At 74.1% G+C, this 19375-nt stretch carries 14 protein-coding genes; 8 read left to right on the top strand and 6 right to left on the bottom strand.

All coding sequences use genetic code 11. The features are described from left to right. Positions 1–120: 120 nt before the first annotated feature. From DLJ47_RS08370 to gatA, 3 genes are all read left to right on the top strand, one after another. A complete protein-coding gene (locus tag DLJ47_RS08370; RefSeq protein WP_109899488.1) occupies positions 121–2877 on the top strand; it encodes a bifunctional diguanylate cyclase/phosphodiesterase in 2757 nt (918 codons plus the stop codon). A 149-nt stretch (positions 2878–3026) separates the two neighbouring features. Further along, a complete protein-coding gene (gene gatC, locus DLJ47_RS08365; RefSeq protein WP_088995614.1) occupies positions 3027–3332 on the top strand; it encodes an Asp-tRNA(Asn)/Glu-tRNA(Gln) amidotransferase subunit GatC in 306 nt (101 codons plus the stop codon). Further along, positions 3329–4804 (top strand): Asp-tRNA(Asn)/Glu-tRNA(Gln) amidotransferase subunit GatA, encoded by a 1476-nt coding sequence (gatA, locus tag DLJ47_RS08360; protein WP_109899487.1) that lies wholly within the window; start codon positions 3329–3331, stop codon positions 4802–4804. Before gatC ends, gatA begins: the two co-directional genes overlap by 4 nt. Positions 4805–4877: 73 nt before the next feature. Here the strand turns inward: gatA and DLJ47_RS08355 are convergent, their stop codons facing one another. Continuing rightward, on the bottom strand, positions 4878–5525 hold the full coding sequence (locus tag DLJ47_RS08355; protein WP_109899486.1) for a response regulator: 648 nt from the start codon (positions 5523–5525) through the stop codon (positions 4878–4880). Continuing rightward, positions 5526–6746, bottom strand: a complete 1221-nt coding sequence (locus DLJ47_RS08350; protein ID WP_109899485.1) for a sensor histidine kinase — start codon at positions 6744–6746, stop codon at positions 5526–5528. Positions 6747–6848: 102 nt separating this feature from the next. Here DLJ47_RS08350 and DLJ47_RS08345 point away from each other — a divergent pair, with 102 nt between their 5' ends. The 4 genes from DLJ47_RS08345 to DLJ47_RS08330 all read left to right on the top strand — a co-directional run bounded on the left by DLJ47_RS08345 (position 6849) and on the right by DLJ47_RS08330 (position 12684). Further along, positions 6849–7763, top strand: a complete 915-nt coding sequence (locus DLJ47_RS08345) for an ATP-binding cassette domain-containing protein (protein WP_109899484.1) — start codon at positions 6849–6851, stop codon at positions 7761–7763. Further along, positions 7760–8527: an ABC transporter permease gene (locus DLJ47_RS08340; protein WP_109899483.1), complete on the top strand. Its 768-nt coding sequence runs from the start codon at positions 7760–7762 to the stop codon at positions 8525–8527. The genes DLJ47_RS08345 and DLJ47_RS08340 overlap by 4 nt, the downstream gene beginning before the upstream one ends. Before the next feature lie 175 nt (positions 8528–8702). After that, positions 8703–10205: an Asp-tRNA(Asn)/Glu-tRNA(Gln) amidotransferase subunit GatB gene (gene gatB, locus DLJ47_RS08335; protein WP_109899482.1), complete on the top strand. Its 1503-nt coding sequence runs from the start codon at positions 8703–8705 to the stop codon at positions 10203–10205. A 121-nt stretch (positions 10206–10326) separates the two neighbouring features. Further along, positions 10327–12684: a transketolase-like TK C-terminal-containing protein gene (locus tag DLJ47_RS08330; protein WP_109899481.1), complete on the top strand. Its 2358-nt coding sequence runs from the start codon at positions 10327–10329 to the stop codon at positions 12682–12684. A gap of 13 nt (positions 12685–12697) precedes the next feature. On the opposite strand, the gene DLJ47_RS08325 is transcribed toward DLJ47_RS08330, so the two are convergent. The 3 genes from DLJ47_RS08325 to DLJ47_RS08315 all read right to left on the bottom strand — a co-directional run bounded on the left by DLJ47_RS08325 (position 12698) and on the right by DLJ47_RS08315 (position 17447). Beyond that, positions 12698–14275 (bottom strand): metallophosphoesterase, encoded by a 1578-nt coding sequence (locus DLJ47_RS08325; RefSeq protein ID WP_109899480.1) that lies wholly within the window; start codon positions 14273–14275, stop codon positions 12698–12700. A gap of 49 nt (positions 14276–14324) precedes the next feature. After that, complete coding sequence (locus tag DLJ47_RS08320; protein WP_109899479.1) at positions 14325–15500, bottom strand: PQQ-dependent sugar dehydrogenase; 1176 nt, start codon at positions 15498–15500, stop codon at positions 14325–14327. A 126-nt stretch (positions 15501–15626) separates the two neighbouring features. Further along, on the bottom strand, positions 15627–17447 hold the full coding sequence (locus tag DLJ47_RS08315; protein WP_109899478.1) for a SpoIIE family protein phosphatase: 1821 nt from the start codon (positions 17445–17447) through the stop codon (positions 15627–15629). 226 nt (positions 17448–17673) lie between these two features. Between DLJ47_RS08315 and DLJ47_RS08310 the strand changes: the two genes are divergently transcribed. After that, positions 17674–18600 (top strand): 2-hydroxyacid dehydrogenase, encoded by a 927-nt coding sequence (locus DLJ47_RS08310; protein ID WP_109899499.1) that lies wholly within the window; start codon positions 17674–17676, stop codon positions 18598–18600. A gap of 90 nt (positions 18601–18690) precedes the next feature. Here DLJ47_RS08310 and DLJ47_RS08305 read toward each other — a convergent pair whose 3' ends face one another. Then, positions 18691–19068 (bottom strand): PH domain-containing protein, encoded by a 378-nt coding sequence (locus DLJ47_RS08305; protein ID WP_109899477.1) that lies wholly within the window; start codon positions 19066–19068, stop codon positions 18691–18693. Positions 19069–19375: the final 307 nt, after the last annotated feature.

Here is a 19375-nt window from a genome sequence, read left to right as displayed (position 1 = left end):
CGTATACCAACTTAATTACGACTACGACCGATTCGTGACTGTCATACCGGGGAACCCGGCACCGAGGGCGTTTCATTGGTGCACGGCGCGTGAACGCGCCACGGCATCCCGGGAGGTGTGATGGAGACCGCCGATCCGCGCAACTCCGTCCCACCTGGACGCACCGGACCGTTCTCCGCCTTCGTGGCCGCGGTGCTCGCCGTCGCCGTGCTGGTCTCGGCACCGTCGTTGGCCGCACTGCCGGAGCAGGTGTCCCGGCTGCCGGCGGCGTTCTGGACGATGGCGGTGCTCGCGATCGGCTGCGACGCCCGTCCGTTCGTCCCGCCGGGGCGACGGCAGTCCTCCGCGGTCTTCCCGTCGACCTGCTTCACCTTCGCCATCCTGCTCGGTTGGGGGCTGGGTCCGGCGGTCGCGGTGCAGGCCGTGGCGGTGGTGGTTTCCGGGTGGCGGATGGGGCACGCCGCCTGGCGTACCGCGTTCAACGCCGGCCAGTACGCCTGTGCGCTGGCCGCCGCGTACGGCATCACCCGGCTCGGCCCGGACGGCATCTTCGACGGCCACCGGCTGCGGTGGGCCGACGTGGCGGCGGTCGGCGGCGCCACGGTGGCCTGGTTCGTGGTCAACTACGGCCTGGTCAGCGCGGCCGTACGGCTGCGATTCGGCGACCGTTGGTGGCCGTCGGCCCGGCAGGGCCTGCCGTTCGAGCTGCTGTCCACCGGCTCGTTGCTGCTGCTGGCGCCGGTGCTGGTGGCGGCGGCGCGGGCCAGCGCGGCGCTGATCCCGCTGGTGCTGGTGCCGCTCTTCGCCGTGTACCGGATGGCCCGGCTCACCGTCGAGCAGCAGCAGGTGGCCTCCCTCGACCCGCTCACCGGGCTGCCCAACCGCAAGGCGCTGCTGGCCGAGGTGGGCGAGCAGGTGCACCTGCACGCCGAGCGGGCGGCCCGCGGCGAGCCGGAGGCGCACCTGGCGCTGCTCCTGATCGACCTGGACCGGTTCAAGAACGTCAACGACGCCCTCGGCCACGCGGTGGGGGACCGGCTGCTGGTCGAGGTGAGCGCCCGGCTGACCACCGTGGTCGACGAGCCGGACATGGTGGCGCGCCTCGGCGGTGACGAGTTCGCCATCGTGATGACCGGGCTCACCGACGTGGGGCAGGCGCGTGAGCTGGCCGACCGGGTGGTGCGGGTGCTGGCCGAGCCGGTGTCCCTGGACGGGCTCCCGCTGGACGTCGGCGGGTCGATCGGCATCGCCCTCTTCCCCGAGCACGGCGAGGACTTCGCCACCCTGATGCGTCACGCCGACGTGGCGATGTACGACGCCAAGCACCGCAACGACACGGTCGCCGTCTACGCCGCTGAGTCCGACCACAACTCCGCCGAGCGGCTCGGGCTCCTCGCCGACCTGCGCCGGGTGCTGGAATCCGGCCCGGCCACCGGCGGTCCGGCCGCCACGGGCTCGACTGCCGGCGGCTCGGCCGGCACCGGCGCGCTGGATGTCGGGCCGGGCGGAACCCGTGGCGGCGACGGCGCCACCCTCCCCGCGCCGTCCCTGCCCGCCACCGAGCCGGCGGGCGACGGCGCGACGCCCCTGCCCGCCGGGGATCCGGTGCCGAACGGCACGGCGGCCGCCTGGACAGGCGGGGGCGCGGCGCCGGGCGGCGCGGCATCGGCCGGGCCAGGCAGGGAGCCGGTTTGGCGCGGCGCCCCGACCGCCGTGCCGGGCGGGGAGGCGTCGAGCGGTGCGGCGACGACCGGGGGCGGGCGGCGTTCGCGCCGGACGGCGGTTGGCCGGCCCGGTCGCCGGTGGTGGACCCGGCGGCAGCGGCCCGACCCGGCCCACCAGGACGACGAGTTGATCGCCCGGATCCTCGCCGGCGCCGACCCGATCCGGCGGCGGGCGTCCACCACCCCCATCGTTGACCGGCGGCGCGCGGCGGAGCCCGACCGACCGCGACCGGTGGGCGAGCCGGCCGAGGTTCGCCAGGCCGAGCCGGCTGGTTTCGCCGCCGGTGGGGCGCAGCCCGGCGGCGCGGCGTCGCTGCCCGGTCGGGACGGCGACGCCCTGCCGGCGGCCCACCCCGCCGCGCCGACCGCCGAGGCCGGCGAGATCACCATGTACTACCAGCCGCAGATCGCCATCGCCACCGGCGAGGTGGTCGGCGTCGAGGCGCTGCTGCGCTGGCGGCACCCACGGCGGGGCATGGTCGACCCGGAGGAGCTGATCCGGGTCGCCGAGCAGAGCGCGGTGATGCGCCTGCTCACCCGGCGGGTGGTCGACGACGTGGTGGAGCAACTCGCGAAGTGGTCGGCCGCCGGCATCGGGCTGCGGGCGGCGGTGAACGTCAGCGTCCGGGACCTGCACACCGGGGAGATCGCCGACCAGATCGCCGACCGGCTCGCCCGGTACGGCGTACCGCCGCAGCGGCTGCAACTGGAGATCACCGAGGGGGCGCTGATGGCCGACCCGCGCCGGGTGCTGGCCACCATCGCCCGGCTGCACCGGATCGGGGTGGGTATCGCGCTGGACGACTTCGGTACCGGCTACTCGTCGCTGCAACACCTGCGCCGGTTGCCGCTGTCCGAGGTGAAGGTCGACCGGTCCTTCGTCCTCGGGATGGCCGAGGACGCCGACGACGCGGCGATCGTCCGCTCGATGATCGAGCTGGCCGGGGCGCTCGGGCTGCGGGTGGTCGCCGAGGGCGTGGAGGACGAGCGGACCTGGCGGATGCTGCACGCGGCCGGCTGTGACGCCGCCCAGGGCTGGTTCTACGCCCGCCCGATGCCGGCCGAGGAACTGGTCGGCTGGTTGGCCCGGTACCGCCCGGTCCGTCCGCTCGGCGGCCCGGACAACGACCTGCCGCGCCGGCCGACCCGCTGAGCCGGCCCGTCCGGCGCGGAGAGGGGGAGTCGGGGGCGCGGCGCCGGGGCGGAACAATAGACTCGCTCCGGTCACCGCGCGTCACGCTCCACCGCCGCGTGGTCGGCACACCGCCCGGAGGAAGCAGCACAGTCACGAAGGGGGCACTGATGGCCGCCATCTCCCGCGAGGAGGTCGCGCACCTGGCGCGACTGTCGCGGCTCGCCGTCACGGAGGAGGAGCTGGACACCTTCGCCGGCCAGCTCGACGTGATCCTCCAGGCGGTCGCCCAGGTAGGCGAGGTCGCCGCCGCGGACATTCCGCCGACCTCGCACTCGGTGCCGCTGACCAACGTCCTGCGCGAGGACGTGGTGACGCCGTGCCTGACCCCCGAGGAGGCGCTGTCGGGCGCGCCCGACGCCGAGGAGCAGCGGTTCCGCGTACCGCGGATCCTGGATGAGGATGTGGCGTCATGACCGACCTGACCAAGCTGACCGCGACGGAGATCGCCGGGCTGGTGGCCGCGGGCGAGACCTCCGCCGTCGAGGTCACCCAGGCCCACCTGGACCGGATCGCGGCCGTCGACGACCGGGTGCACGCCTTCCTGCACGTCGATGCCGAGGGCGCGCTGGCCGCGGCCCGCGCCGTGGACGAGCGGCGGGCCGCCGGTGAGCGGCTCGGCCCGCTGGCCGGCGTGCCGGTCGCGGTCAAGGACGTGCTCACCACCAAGGGCGTGCCGACCACCGTCGGCTCGAAGATCCTGGCGGGCTGGCGCCCGCCGTACGACTCGACGATCGTGCAGCGGCTGCGCGCCGCCGGCACGGTGATGCTCGGCAAGACCAACATGGACGAGTTCGCGATGGGCTCCTCCACCGAGTACTCCGCGTACGGCCCGACCCACAACCCGTGGGACCTGAGCCGGATCCCGGGCGGCTCCGGCGGCGGCAGCGCCGCGGCGTTGGCCGCGTACGAGGCGCCGCTGGCGATCGGCTCGGACACCGGCGGCTCGATCCGTCAGCCCGGCGCGGTCACCGGCACCGTCGGCGCGAAGCCGACCTACGGCGGCACCTCCCGCTACGGCCTGGTGGCGTTCTCCTCCTCGCTGGACACCCCCGGCCCGTGCGCCCGTACGGTGCTGGACGCCGCGCTGCTGCACGAGGTGATCGGCGGGCACGACCCACGCGACTCCACCTCGATCCCGCAGCCGGTGCCGGACGTGGTGACCGCCGCGAAGCGGGGCGCGACCGGCGACCTGACCGGGGTGAAGCTCGGCATCGTCAGCGAGTTCGTCGGCGAGGGCGCCGAGCCGGGCGTGATGGCCGCGTTCCGCGAGTCGGTCGACACGCTCACCAAGCTGGGCGCCGAGATCGTCGAGGTGTCCTGCCCGAACTTCAAGTACGCCCTGCCGGCGTACTACCTGATCGCGCCGAGCGAGTGCTCCTCCAACCTGGCCCGGTTCGACGGCGTCCGGTTCGGCCTGCGGGTCGGCGACGACGGCAACCGGTCGCTGGAGGAGGTCATGTCGCTGACCCGGGAGGCCGGCTTCGGCCCCGAGGTCAAGCGCCGCATCATGATCGGCACGTACGCCCTCTCGTCGGGCTACTACGACGCCTACTACGGGCAGGCGCAGAAGGTCCGCACCCTGATCACCCGCGACTTCACCGCCGCGTTCGAGCAGGTGGACGCGCTGATCTCGCCGACCACCCCGTTTGTGGCGTTCCCGATCGGGGCGCGCACCTCCGACCCGTACCAGATGTACCTGGCCGACCTGTTCACCATCCCGACGAACCTGTACGGCGGCCCGGGCATCTCGGTGCCGTGCGGGCTCTCCGACGGGCTGCCGGTCGGCCTGCAGGTCATGGCCCCGACGATGGCCGACGACCGGATGTACCGGGTCGCCGCCGCGCTGGAGAGCGCCGTCGGCACGTTCACCCCACCGGCGCTGTAGCCGGCGTCGTTCGCATGGTGCCGGCCCGGATCCCGACCGGGTCCTGGCCGGCACCGCGCGGCCGGTCTGCCACCTACCGGCCCTCGGTGTCGCGGACCAGCAGGGCCGCCTGGACGCGGTTCGCACAGTCGAGCTTGGTGAGGATCCGGCTGACATAGGTCTTGATGGTGGTCTCGCTCATGTGCAGCCGCCGGCCGATCTCCGCGTTGGGCAGGCCCTCAGCCACCAGCCCGACGACCTCCCGCTCGCGGGACGTCAACGCGCGCAGCCGTTCGCCGGCATCCTGCCGGCGTCGGGCGGTCACCGGCGTGACCATGGCCAGCACCAGGCGGGTCACGGCGGGGGAGAGCCAGGCGTCGCCGACGTACGCTGCCCGGACCGCCCGGACCAGCTCGTCGGGGGTGCAGTTCTTGAGCACGAATCCCGCCGCGCGGTGCTGGAGGGCGTGCAGTACGTTCGGTTCCGCGCCGAAGGACGTCAGCACCACCACCCGCAGCTCCGGCGCCTGCCGACGGAGTTCCTCGATCGCGCCCAGCCCGTCCAGCACCGGCATCTTGAGGTCGATCAGCGCGACGTCCACGCGGTGCCGGACGGCCTCCGCCACGGCTGTCCGGCCATTCTCCGCCTCGGCGAGGACCGTGATGTCCGGCGCCGACTCCAGCACGGTGCGGATGCCGGCCCGGATCAGCGGTTCGTCGTCGGCGACCAGCACTCTGATCACTCAGCCCACCCCCGTGAGGATGCTCGCAGGGAGGAACACGAACATCAGCACCGCGGCGGCGAACCCGACAGCGACCGTACGGAAACGTCCGACCGTGAGCGGGTGGTCGTCGTCGGCGGGCTGCTCCGCGACGCCGGACGGTAGGCAGGGCAGCATCGCGTAGAGCCGGAACGACCCCTCGGCCAAGCGGTGATCCAGGAACCCGCCGACCGGGAGGAGCCGCTCGCTCAACCCGGTCAGGCCGTGGCCCGACCCGACGCCCTTGCGTGGGGTCGGCGGGTCGGCCAGCGGATTGACGACGGTGAGCAGCAGCGCGTCGTCCTCCCAGCCGACGTCGACAGTGACCGGCTGACCCGGGGCGTGCTTGACGGCGTTGGTCAGCGCCTCCTCGACGACCCGGTACGCCGCCTGCTCGGCCGTGGTCGCCAGCGGCAGCGCCTCGCCGTGTTCGTGCAGCGTCACCGGCACCCCGGCCGCCTGGAACTCGGCCACCAGCCGGCCGATCGCCGGCACCCCCGTCGACCCGGCGGGTGCCTCGTCCCGTTCGCGGAGCGCCCCCACCAGCTCGTACAACTCGACCATCGCCGTGCGCGTCGCGGTCGCCAACTGGCGGACCTCCTGCTGCTGCCGCGGTGGCAGCTCCGCCACCTCCAGCGCGGCGGCCTGGACCGACACGAGACTGAGCCGGCGACCGAGCGAATCGTGCATGTCCCGGGCGATCCGCAGCCGTTCGTCGAGCCGTTCCCGCTCGGCGAGGATCTCCTGTTCCCGGCGGAGCTGCCGGTTGCTCCGGTCGAGCGCCGACACCAGCCGCTCGTGCTGCGCCAGGTACCTGCCGACCAGCAGCGGCAGCGCGACGAACACGACGAACGTGGCGACGACGGGGGCGATTCCGGGCGCGCCCCGGGCGGTTACCACCTGCGCACCGAGACCGCCGACCGCCGCGCCCATGGTCACGGCGGTGCCGGTCGCGGAGAAGACCGCCCGCCCGGCCTGGTAGGCGGCCCAGAGCAGCAGGACGTTCGTGCCACCGGTCAGCGTGGCCAGGGCCAGCGCGGCCACGAACGAGGCCGCGGGGCTCCGGTACCGCAGGGCGATCACCAGCACGACGGCCAGCGCGTATCCCGCGATGGCCACCGGGGGCAGGCCATCGGAGTGGGCGGCCATCAGGAGCAGGGTGTCCACCGCGGCCACGATGGCGGCGAGAAGATACTTGGCCACGACTAGCAGGCTATAGCGCGCGACGCCGGGTCAACTTTGGTGACGGAGACCGGGAACCTTCGAGGACTGTCGCCGTTCCGCCCGGTCCCTAGCCTGGTTCCGGTGATCGAAGTGCGCAATCTCAGCAAGCGGTACGGGAGCACGGTCGCCGTGGACGGCCTCACCTTCACCGTGCGGCCCGGGCAGGTGACGGGCTTCCTCGGACCGAACGGCGCCGGGAAGTCGACCACGATGCGAATGATGCTCGATCTTGAACGGCCCTCCGGCGGTCAGGTGCTGATCGACGGCTCGCGCTACCGGCTGCTGTCCGGACCACTACGCCAGGTCGGCGCCCTGTTGGAAGCCGGGGCGGTGCACCCCGGCCGCAGCGCGTACCACCACCTGCTGTGGCTGGCGCAGAGCAACCGGATTCCGACGGCCCGGGTCCGGGAGGTCCTGGAGCTGGTCGGTCTGGCCGACGTGGCGAGGAAACGGGTCAAGGGCTTCTCGCTCGGCATGGGTCAGCGGCTCGGCATCGCCGCGGCGCTGCTCGGCGACCCGCCGGTGCTGCTGTTCGACGAGCCGGTCAACGGGTTGGACCCGGAGGGCGTGCGGTGGATCCGGAACCTGATGAAAGGGCTGGCCGCCGAGGGACGCACGGTCTTCGTCTCCAGCCACCTGATGAGCGAGATGGCGCTCACCGCGGAACGCCTGATCGTGATCGGCCGTGGTCGGCTGCTCGCCGACACCACCGTTGGTGGCTTCATCGAGGCCTACGCCCACTCGTACGTCCGGATCCGTACGCCGGAGCCGGAGCGGATGCGTGACGCGCTGACGGCGGCCGGCATCGGGGTTCGGCAGGCGGCGGACGGCGCGTTGGAGACACACGGGGCGCAAGCCCCGGAAATTGGCGAGTTGGCTGCGGCGCACGGTCTGACCGTCCACGAGGTCAGCACCCAGTCGGCCACGCTGGAGGAGGCGTTCATGAGGCTCACCGAGGACACCGTCGAGTACCGGGCCGTCGGAGGGCAGCGATGAGCGCCGGGGCAGTCCTCACCTCCGAATGGACCAAGATACGGACTGTCCGGTCGACCGGCTGGCTTCTCCTGCTGGGTTTCACCCTCTGCGTCGGCCTCGCCGCCCTGTTCGGGCTCAGCTTCCGCAACCCTTCGCCCAACGGATCGGCATACTTCGACCCGCTCTTCGCCACGTTCTACAGCCTCACCCTCGGCCAACTCGCGCTGGTGGCGTTCGCGGTGCTCGTGGTCGGCGCTGAGTACGGCTCCGGCACGATCCGCACGTCGCTGGCGGCGGTACCCCGCCGGGGCGTGTTCTACGGCGGCAAGGTGCTCGCCGGCGCGCTGCTGGTCGCGGGCGTCTCGTTGGTCACCGTGCTGGCCACCTTCGTCGTGGCGCAGGCGGCGCTCGGCCCGCGCGGTACAACCCTCGGCGCGGACGGGGTGCCGCAGGCGATCGTCGGCGCGTGGCTCTATCTGACGCTGATCTGTGTGTTCGCCATGGGGGTGGCGACGATGCTGCGCAGTTCGGCGCTGTCGCTCGGGATCCTGATCCCGCTGCTCTTCCTCGGTGGGCAGGGGCTCGGCAACATCCCGAAGCTGAAGACCGTGACGCAGTTCCTGCCGGACCAGGCCGGCTGGGTGATCATGCACCTGGCCGGGCCGCCGGACGATCCGCGCTGGGCCCGCGCGTACGGCCCCTGGGCCGGACTGGGCATCCTCGCGCTCTGGGCCGCCGCCGCCCTCGTCGGCGGCTACCTGGTGCTGAAACGACGCGACGCGTGAGCGCCACCGGGTGGGCGGGCGCGCCCCGCGCGATCGTCGCCGCACCGCCGGCCCACTTCGCGCCCGAGCCGCTGATACGCGATATTCCGGGCGTCGGACAATCCCGCGCGAGGTCGGGCCGGACCAGCCACTAGGCTTGGTCGGGTCTGTCCGGGTGTCGAGAGCTGGAGTACCGATGAGCGCGATCGTCCTGCCGTCGTACGACGAGGTTGTCGAGCGTTATGAGCCGGTGATCGGCCTGGAGACCCACGTCGAGCTGGGCACGAACACCAAGATGTTCTGCGGCTGCCCGACCGACTTCGGCGGCGCGCCGAACACCCGGGTCTGCCCGGTCTGCCTGGGCCTGCCCGGCTCGCTGCCGGTGGCCAACAAGGCGGCCATCGAGGCGACCATCCGGATCGGCCTGGCGCTGAACTGCTCCATCGCCGAGTGGTGCCGGTTCGCCCGGAAGAACTACTTCTACCCGGACATGCCGAAGAACTTCCAGATCAGCCAGTACGACGAGCCGCTCTGCGTCGACGGCTACCTGGACGTCGAGGTGAACGGCGAGCTGGTGCGGATCGGCATCGAGCGGGTGCACCTGGAGGAGGACACCGGCAAGACGCTGCACGTCGGCGGCGCCACCGGCCGGATCCACGGCGCTACCGAGTCGCTGGTCGACTACAACCGGGCCGGCATCCCGCTGGTCGAGATCGTCACCAAGCCGGTCGCCGGCACCGGCGCGCTCGCCCCCGAGGTGGCCCGGGCGTACGTCACCGAGCTGCGTGACGTGATCCGCTCGCTGGGCGTCTCCGACGTGCGGATGGAGGAGGGGTCGCTGCGCTGCGACGTCAACACCTCCCTCAACCTGCCCGGGCAGGAGTGGGGCACCCGCACCGAGACCAAGAACGTCAACTCGCTGCGGTCGGTCGAGCGGGCCGTCCGGTCGGAGATCATCCGGCAGGCGTCCGTCCTCGACGCGGGTGGCCGGATCACCCAGGAGACCCGGCACTTCCACGAGGACACCGGCGACACCACGCCCGGCCGGTCCAAGGAGACCGCCACCGACTACCGGTACTTTCCGGAGCCGGACCTGGTGCCGCTCGCGCCGGACCCGGCCTGGGTCGTCGAGCTGAAGGCCGCCCTGCCGGAGCTGCCCCGGCTGCACCGGCGCCGGCTGCAGGAGCAGTGGGGCCTGTCCGAGGCGGACATGCAGTCGGTGCTCAACGCCGGCGCGGTCGAGCTGATCGAGCAGACCGTGGCCGCCGGCGCCAGCCCGGCCGCCGCCCGCAAGTGGTGGCTGGGCGAGCTGTCCCGGCGGGCCAACGAGACCGGCGTGGAGCTGGCCGACGTCGGGGCCACCCCGGCCCAGGTCGCCGAGCTGCAGGGCCTGGTCGACGCCGGCAAGCTCAACGACAAGCTGGCCCGGGTCGTGCTGGAGGGCGTGGTGGCCGGCGAGGGCTCGCCGACCGAGATCATGACCAACCGCAACCTGGAGGTCGTCTCGGACACCGGCGCGCTCACCGCCGCCGTCGACGAGGCGATCGCCGCCAACTCGGCGATCGCCGAGAAGGTCCGCAGCGGCAAGGTCGCCGCGGCCGGCGCGCTCGTCGGCGCGGTCATGAAGGCCACCGGCGGCCAGGCGGACGCGAAGACGGTCCGCGAGCTGATCCTGGCGCGCCTCGGCGTCCAGGGCTGAACCACCCGCGGACGGGCCGCCGCCGGGAGCGGTGGCGGCCCGTCCCGCCGACTTCCGCAATGCGCGCGATCCGCGCCACCCCTCGGCAGGGCGTCAACGGCGACGCCCGGATGGAGCCACCGTGAACCAGCACGACCTCGACGTCCTCGACGAGATCCAGCGGCGGGTGCTCTGGCTCGCCACCCGGATCGTCGACGCGGCCAACCATGACCGCGACACCGGCGACGGGGTGAAGGTGGGCGGGCACCAGGCGTCCAGCGCGTCGCTGGTCACCGCGATGACCGCGCTCTGGTTCGCGCACCTGGACGCCGAGGACCGGGTGGCGGTCAAGCCGCACGCGTCGCCGGTGTTCCACGCCATCCAGTACCTGCTCGGCAACCTGGACCGGTCGTACCTGACGAAGCTGCGGGCCCGGGGCGGCCTCCAGTCGTACCCGTCGCGCACCAAGGACCCGGACGAGGTGGACTTCTCCACCGGCTCGGTCGGGCTCGGCGCGGCGGCCCCGCTGTTCGCCGCCGCCACCCGGCGCTACGTGGACGCGCACTTCGGGCCGCGCCCACGGTCCCGGTTCATCGCGCTGATCGGCGACGCCGAGCTGGACGAGGGGAACATCTGGGAGGCGGTCGCCGACCCGGCCACCACCGGGCTGGGCAACGTCATGTGGCTGGTCGACTTCAACCGCCAGTCGCTGGACCGGGTCGTCCCCGGGGTGCGGATCAACCAGTGGCGCGGCCAGTTCGAGGCGGCCGGCTGGCACGTGGTCGAGGTCAAGTACGGCCGCAAGCTCGCCGAGGCCTACGACCGCCCGGGCGGCGCGGCGCTGCGGTCCTGGATCGACGCGATGCCCAACGAGCAGTACCAGTCGCTGTTCGGGCTGGCCGGCCCGGCGCTGCGCAAGCAGTTCCTCGACGGCGCGCCGGCCGGCATCGCGGAGTTCATCGCCGACATCCCCGACGAGGAGCTGGGGCCGCTGGTCACCGACCTCGGCGGGCACGACCTGGCGGCGCTGCTCGACGCGTACGCCCAGTGCGACGCGGTCACCGACCGGCCCAGCGTGGTCTTCGCGTACACGGTGAAGGGCTGGGGGCTGCCGATCGCCGGCAACCCGCGCAACCACTCCGCGCTGCTCACCACGGAGCAGGTCGGCGCGCTGCGCGCCGCGCACGGGTTGACGCCGGAGACCGAGTGGGACCGCCTCGACCCGGCGTCCCCGGCCGGCATCCGGGCCGGCGAGCGCCGGGAGGCGCTGTCCCGCCCGCCGCGGCAGCGGGCGCTGGGCGTCACCGTCCCGGAGACCACCCGGGTACGCGCCAGCAAGCCGATCTCCACCCAGGAGGTCTTCGGCCGGGTGCTGGTGGACCTGGCCCGCGACCCGGAGGTCGGGAAGTACCTGGTGACCACCGCCCCGGACGTGGCCACCTCGACCAACCTCGCCGGGTTCATCAACAAGACCGGGGTGTTCGCCCCGACCGAGCAGCGCTCCTGGACCGAGGACCGGATGCTGCGCTGGACCGAGAGCCCCGCCGGCCAGCACATCGAGCTGGGCATCTCGGAGATGAACCTGTTCCTGCTGCTCGGCCAGCTCGGCCTCTCGTGGGACCTGTCCGGCCAGCCGCTGCTGCCGGTCGGCACGGTCTACGACCCGTTCGTGCTGCGCGGCCTGGACGCCTTCCTGTACGGCACGTACTCCGGCTCCCGGTTCGTGGTCGCCGGCACCCCGTCCGGGATCACCCTCGCCCCGGAGGGCGGCGCCCACCAGTCCACCATCACCGCGTCGGTGGGGCTGGAGCTGCCCGGCGTGACCTTCGTCGAGCCCGCGTACGCGGCCACCCTGGACTGGCTGCTCTGCGACGCGCTGGGTCAGATCGCCGGCGGGGCGAGCCCGTCGGCCACCGCCGCCCCGGCCGAGGACGGGGCGTACTACTTCCGGCTCAGCACCCGCCCGATCGACCAGGCGCCCTTCGAGGCGGCCCGGGCCCGGCTGGGCGACGCGGTGCTGCGCCGGCAGGCGGTCGCCGGGGCGTACCGGCTGGTCGACGCGCACCAGGCGTATCCGCACCTGGCCGACGCACCGGTGGTGCAACTGGCCGCGTCCGGCGCGGTGCTGCCCGAGGTGCTGGCGGCGGCGGCGGAGCTGGCCGAGGAGGGCATCGCCGCCCACGTGGTGGACGTGACCAGCCTGGACCGGCTCTACCGGGCCTGGCAGCGCACCCTGCGCCAGGGCGTCCGCACCGCGACCGTGCCGAGCGTGCCGGGCGCGCTGCGCACCGCCTTCGCCGACCGGGTGCCGGTGGTGACCGTGCACGACGCCGCGTCGCACGCGATGGCCTGGCTCGGCTCGGCGCTCGGCGCCCCGGCGGTGCCGCTCGGGGTGGACGAGTTCGGTCAGTCCGGCAGCGTCGGCGAGTTGTACGAGCTGCACGACCTGCTGCCCGGCAGCATCGTCAACGCCGCCCTCGCCGCCCTCGCCCTGCGCTGAGTCGCCCCGCCGGTCAGCGGGTCGGGGTGGGGGTGACCGGAACCGGGGCGCCGGCCTTCGGGTCCTCCACGATGTGCCGCTCCAGGTTCACCTGGGCCTGGCCGGTGCCGCCCACGGTGATGTCGTCGTACGCCTGGAGCAGCTTGTCCTTGTCGAAGTAGAGCACGCTCATGGTCAGCGGGGTCGGCTTCTCGCCCTCCAGGCCACGCAGCCCGGCGCCGCCGGTCGAGCCCTGCACCATCAGCTGGGTCGGCATCTGCCCGGCCACCTCCGGCAGCTTCGACACCTGCCGGTTGTGGGTGTGCCCGGCGAGCACCAGCGGGCAGGTCCCGGAGAGCGGGCCCGCCGAGGCCGGGTCGTGCACCAGCGCGATGTTCACCGGCCGTGGCGAGCTGCGTACCGTCAACGCCAGCTGCTCGCCGGCACCGATCACCTGGTCGGCGACCTGCTTGGTGAGGCCGCTGCCGGCCGGCGAGGTGTTCTTGTCCGGCGTGAAGCGCGGGTCGCCGATGCCGGCGATGGTGAGCCCGGCGACCGTCGTGGTGCTGTTGTTCAGCACGATCGCGTTCGGCTGGCGGGCCACCGCGGCCGCCGTCCGGCCCGAGTCGTGGTTGCCCCGGATGAAGACGTACGGCTTCTTGAGCAGCCCGATCGAGCCGACGTAGTTGGCCTCCGGCTCGCTGCCCCAGTCGGTGATGTCGCCCGTGTCGATCACCACGTCGATGCCGAACTGCTCCACCACGGTGCGGATCAGCTGCCAGCCGGTCGGGTTGAGGTGCATGTCGGAGACGTGCAGCACCCGGGTGGTGTCCGGCTCGGGCTCGTAGACCGGCAGCGCCGACACAGTGGTGTAGAGCTGGCTGACGTTGCCGACGAGCCGCTGGAGCTGCTCGGCGTAGCGGGTGTAGTCGTTGGCGATCCGGCGCGCGTCGCCGACGATCGCCGGGGCGTTGACCAGCAGGCCCTCGTAGCGGGGCTCCTCGATCGACTGCGGGCGCAGGGTGGCCGCGGCGGTGCCGAGGCTGCCGGCGGTGACCAGCAACGCCAGCGTGCCGGCCCAGGCCGCCCGGCGGGTGTTCCGGAACACCAGCAGCGCCAGCACCAGGGTGACCAGCACGGCCGAGGCCACGGTACGCAGGCCGAGCCGCATCACTCCCTCGCGGACGTCGTCGACCGCCGACTGGCTCGCCCGGTTGATGCTCGCCGGGTCGTCGAGCAGCGCCTCGGTGCGCCCCTGGTCGAGCGCGCCCAGCTCGACGGTCAGGTGGGTCGGCCCGTCGTGGCTGTCCAGCAACAGCGCGCCCAACGGCGGGATGTCGACGGTGGTGCCGCCGCTGACCGCCGGGGCCACCCGCAGGTCGGCGTGGAACGGCCCGATGTCGGTGCTCACCTGCCCGCCGGCCAGCACCCCGACCACCACTCCGACCAGGGTGACGACCAGTACGGCCAGGGTCATCCCCAGCCGGCGCAGCGGCCGGCGCCAGTCGGGTCGGGAGCGCGGGCGCGCTCCGAACGGCACGTCGGGGGCGGGGCCGGTCACCGGAGTCTCCTCGCCGCCGTCGCCGTGTCGCTCGTTCTGCTGCCCATCCATGTGTTCCCGACCTGCCCAGTGAAGGATCTTGACAAACCCGCGGGTGCCGTCAGCTTCGGCCGGCCCCGCCGTCGGCGAAGACCAACCGCAGCAGCCGGTCGTCCTCGGGCGCCGGGTCGCCCCGCCCGTCGTGGTTGGAGGTGCTCACCCAGAGCGAGCCGTCCGGGGCGGCGACCACCGCCCGCAGCCGGCCGTACCGGTTGGTCAGCAGCTCCCGCGGCTGGCCGAGGACGGTGCCGGTGTCGGTCAGCTCGACCAGCCAGAGCCGCTTGCCCCGCAGACACCCGGTGACCAACAACCGGTCCACCGCCGCCATTCCCGAACAGGACGCGTCCGAGGTGGGCCACTGGACGACCGGGTTGACGAAGCGCTTGTCGTCCTCGCGCCCCTCGACCTGCGGCCACCCGTAGTTGCGGCCCTTGGTGATCTCGTTGATCTCGTCCCAGGTGTTCTGGCCGAACTCGACGGCGTACATCCGCTTGCCGGCGTCCCAGGCCAGGCCCTGCACGTTGCGGTGGCCGATCGACCAGACGGGGGAGTCGGGGTACGGGTTGCCGGGCGCCGGCTTGCCGTCGGCGGTGATCCGCAGGATCTTGCCGCCGAGCCGCTTCGGGTCCTGCGACTGCGGCCGGTCGCCCGCGTCGCCGGTGCTGGCGTAGAGCCGCCCGTCCGGGCCGAAGGCGAGGCCGCCGCCGTTGTGGATGCCGGCCTTGGGAATGCCGGTCAGGATCGGGGTCGGTTCCTCGCCGAGCCGCAGCCGGGCGACCCGGTTGTCCCGCTCGGTGGTGTAGTAGACGAAGACCGCCCGGTCCTTGGCGTAGTCGGGGGAGACGGCGATGCCCATCAGGCCGCCCTCGCCGGCGGCGGCCACGTCGGCGATGGTCTGCACCGCGGTGACCTTCAGCCCGTCCGGCCCCGACTCGGGGCCGACCTTGAGGATCCGGGCGGTGTCCCGCTCGGTGACCAGCGCGCCGCCATCGGGCAGGAAGGCGATGCCCCAGGGCACCCGCAGCCCCTTGGCCAGCACGGTGGTGACCACCTGCTGGCCGGCCCCGCCGGGGCTGGCCGTCGCCGAGGGGGTCGGCAGGTTGGGTGGCTCGCCGGCCGGGTCGGGTTCCGGCTCGCCGAAGCTGCAGCCGGTCGCCGCCAGCAGCAGCGCCGCGCACGGCGCCGCGATGGCCGCCCGGAGGCGGCGGGTGCGGGGGTACGGGGGACGGGCGCTCACCGGCCCAAGGTTAGCCCGCTGGCGCCCGGAAACCGGCCCGACGGAGCCGACCCGCGGTGCGCGGTCAGGTGGCCGCCCCCTGCGGACCCACCGCCTCCGGTGCGGGCGGCCGGACCGGGCGCGTGGTCAGCGGGCCCGGACGGCGAGCAACGCGACGTCGTCCTCCCGGCTGTCGGCGCCGGCCAGCAGCAGGTCGCAGAGTTCGGCCAGCGGCAGCACGTGGGTGTCGGCCAGCCGGTCGAGCAGCTCCGACGTGCCGTGGTCGATGGACCGGTCCCGACGCTCCACCAGCCCGTCGGTGTAGAGCAGCAGGGTGTCGCCTGCGGCGAGGTCGGTGGTCCGGGTGGTGCGGGACACCGGCCGGGTCAGCCCGAGCAGCGGCTCCGGCGGCCCGGCGAGCGGCCGGACCGTCCCGTCGGCCCGCACCATCAGCGGGGCCGGGTGCCCGGCGTTGCACCAGCTGACCGACCAGCCGCCCGCGCTGTCGCGGCGCAACCGGAGCAGGGCGGCGGTGGCGGCGGAGCGGATGCCCAGTCCGCGGATCACCTCGTCCAGGTGGGTCATCAGCTCGCCGGGGGCGTACGGCCGGCCGAAGGCGTTGCCCCGGACCAGGTTGCGCAGCTGCCCCATGGTGGCCGCCGCCTCGATGTCGTGGCCGGCGACGTCCCCGATGGCCGCGACGAGGTCCCCGTCGGGCTGGACGAACGCGTCGTACCAGTCGCCGCCGACCTCCACCCGGTCGGCAGCCGGCTGGTACCGGGCGGCCAGCTCCAGGTCCCGGGTCGTCGGCAGTTGCGGCAGCATGCTGTGTTGCAGGACGTGCGCGACGTGCCGCTGCTCGCCGTAGATCGAGCTGTTGCCGATCGCCTGCCCGGCGCGGCGGCCGACATCCAGTGCGGTGAGCAGGTCGCCGTCGTCGAAGCTCCGCCGCCCCGGCCCGTTGACCAGGGTGATGGTGCCCAGCACCCGGCCGCGCCCGGTGTCGGTGACCGGCACGGTCAGGTGCGAGGCGAAGCCGACCCGGGCGGCGATCTCCGGCATCTCCGGGCCGATGCTGCCGCGCCGGACGTCGGCGAGGCTGCCGGCGCCACCCAGCACCGGCCGGCCGGTCCGCAGCACCGCGCGGGTGATCGACTCGGGGCTGAGCCGGGTGCGCATCAGCTCGGCGAAGCGGGCCACGTCGGCCGCGTGGGCCGGGTCCCGGTGGGTGGTGGCCACCTCGTGCGGCGAGCCGTCCGGCCCGACCAGCGTCACCAGGCACCAGTCGGCCAGCAGCGGCACCATGGTGTCGCCGAGCCGGCGCAGCGCGGTGGAGACCTCCAGCGTGCCGGCCAGCGTCTCGCTCAGCCCGGCCAGCAGCTCCAGCCGGGCGTGCGCATCCTCGGCCCGCCGCTTGGCCTGCTCGGCGCCGTCCAGCGCGATCCGCAGCCGCAGCTCGGACGAGCAGGCGGCGGCCAGGTCGGCGAGCGTGCGCAGCTGGTCGGCGGTCCAGGCGCGCGGTTTGCTGTCGATCGCGCAGAGCGCGCCGAGCACCCGACCGGCCAGGTCGGTCAGCGGCATCCCGGCGTACGCGACCACGCCCAGGTCGGGCACCGCCAGGTTGTCCCGCACCCGGGGATCGAGCCGGGCGTCCGGCAGCACCATCGGCGCCTCGAGGTCGACCACGTGCTGGCAGAACGAGTGGCTCAGCGGCGTCTGCCGCAGCGCGGCCCAGGGCTCCGGCAGGCCGACCGCCCCGGGAAAGAACTGCCGGTCGGCGGCGACCAGCGAGACCAGCGCCACCGGCACGTCGAGCAGGTCACCGACCAGCCGGGCGAACCGGTCGAACGCCTCGTCCGGCGCCGGCCCCAGGCCGGTCTCGTCCAGCGACCGCAGCCGGCCCGGGTCGGCCAGCACCGGGCTCGTAACGGAACGCGGGGCGCGCTGTTCACGGGGGCCGTCGGTCATCGTGCACCTGTCTGGCGAGCGGGGCGAAGGGAGGCCGACCGGCGCTCCGGCCACCCGTATACCCCGGCGAATCAGCGCCGACTCGTGCCGCCGGGGCGGTCGCGGTCGTCGTCTGCGTCACCCCGCCGACGGTCCGGGTCGGCCCGCCCACCGGGGGCACCCGTCCGGGTGCCGGAACCCGCCCCGGCCGGCCGATCACCGGGGCGGGGGCCTAGTGTCGGCGGGCGTGAAGGTATGGATCCCGCACGAGGCCGGGCGGGTGCTGCTCGGCGAGCCGCCGCCGGGCGTCACGGTCGAGGTGGCCGAGGACCCGACCCGGCTCCCCTCGGCGGTGGCCGGCGTCCGGTTCTGGGTGCCGCCGTTCCTGGCCGGTCCGGCCGCCGCGGCGCTGGTGCGCGAGCTGCCGGACCTCGCGGTGGTGCAGCTGCTCTCCGCCGGGGCGGACGCCTGGGTCGGCCGGATCCCGGACGGGGTGACGCTCTGCGACGCGCGCGGGGTGCACGACCCGTCCACCGCCGAGTGGGTGGTCGCCGCGATCCTGTCCCAGCTGCGCGCCTTCCCCGCGTTCGCCCGGGCGCAGGCCCGCCGGGAGTGGGCGTACGACGCGGAGGCGCCGACCGATGAGCTGGCCGGCAAGCGGGTCCTGATCGTCGGAGCCGGCTCGATCGGCTCGGCGGTGCGGGCCCGGCTCGCCCCGTTCGAGGTCGACTTCACCCTGGTCGCCCGCACCGCCCGCCCCGAACAGGGGGTGTCCGCCGTCGACGAGCTGCCGCGGCTGCTGCCGGAGGCGGACGTGGTGGTGCTGCTGGTGCCGCTGACCGAGCAGACCCGGGGCCTGGTCGACGAGAAGTTCCTCGCCGCGATGCGGGACGGCGCGCTGCTGGTCAACGCCGCCCGCGGGCCGGTCGCCCGGACCGACGCGCTGGTCGCCGAGCTGTCCACCGGCCGGATCTCCGCCGCGCTGGACGTCACCGACCCGGAGCCGCTGCCCGCCGACCACCCGCTGTGGGCGATGCCGAACGTGCTGCTCACCCCGCACGTGGCCGGCTCGGTACGGGGGCTGCTGCCGCGCGCGTACCGGCTGGTCGGCGATCAGGTGCGGCGATTCGCGGCCGGGGAGCCGCTGATCAACGCCGTGGTCGACGGGTACTGAGCCGCCGGCCCGCGGGCCCGCGCCGCAGGTCGCCCGGCCGCTGTCGTGGGTTTCGCCGGACGCCGCCGCGGCGCGGCGGTTGGCTCCCGCTCAGCCGGCCGAGCCCGGGAGGGCCTGCCCGGTGGCCGAGACGAGCCGGGGCAGGTCGGTGCCGCGTACCGCCGGCAGCACCACCTGTTGCCCGTCGTCGAGCCGGGCGACCGCCCGCCCGCGCGGGTCGGTGACCAGTTCCACGACGTGCTCCCAGCCGATCCGGCGCTGCCCGGCGAGCGCCCGCAGCCGCAGCTCCCGGGCGTCGGCGTCGGTGCCGGCCCGCCACGCCCAGAGGCCCACCGCCACCGGCACGAGCAGCACCGGCAGCAGGTACCAGCGGGCGCTGGCCAGCGGCAGGGCGCCGATGGCCGCGATGACCGCGGCGACCAGGATCGCCTGGTTGTAGCGGAAGCGGACGGTGTCGGAGCGGCTCACCCCCCGATGATCCCACCCCGGCCCGGTGCCGTTCCCGTCGGGCGGGAACCCGGCCCGGGCATCGACTCGATAGTGACGCGAGTCACTGTCCGGTGCCCGTCACCCGGCGGGCCGCCCCGTCGTTCGGCTGAGGTGGACGGTGGACTCGGCTCCGCGCCGCCGTCCGCGCCCCGCACCGCCCCCGTGCCCCCTCACGAAGGCGATCGCCGTGCCCCTTCCGTACCCCTCCCTCGCCTCCCTCCCGCCGTCGTCCCGACGCCTCCGGCGCCACGCCGCCGACGCGGCCGGCCCGGCGGTAGCGCTGGTC

This window comes from Micromonospora sp. S4605 (assembly GCF_003176715.1).
GTDB lineage: Bacteria > Actinomycetota > Actinomycetes > Mycobacteriales > Micromonosporaceae > Micromonospora > Micromonospora echinaurantiaca.
This window is presented reverse-complemented; position numbering and strand designations above follow the sequence as displayed.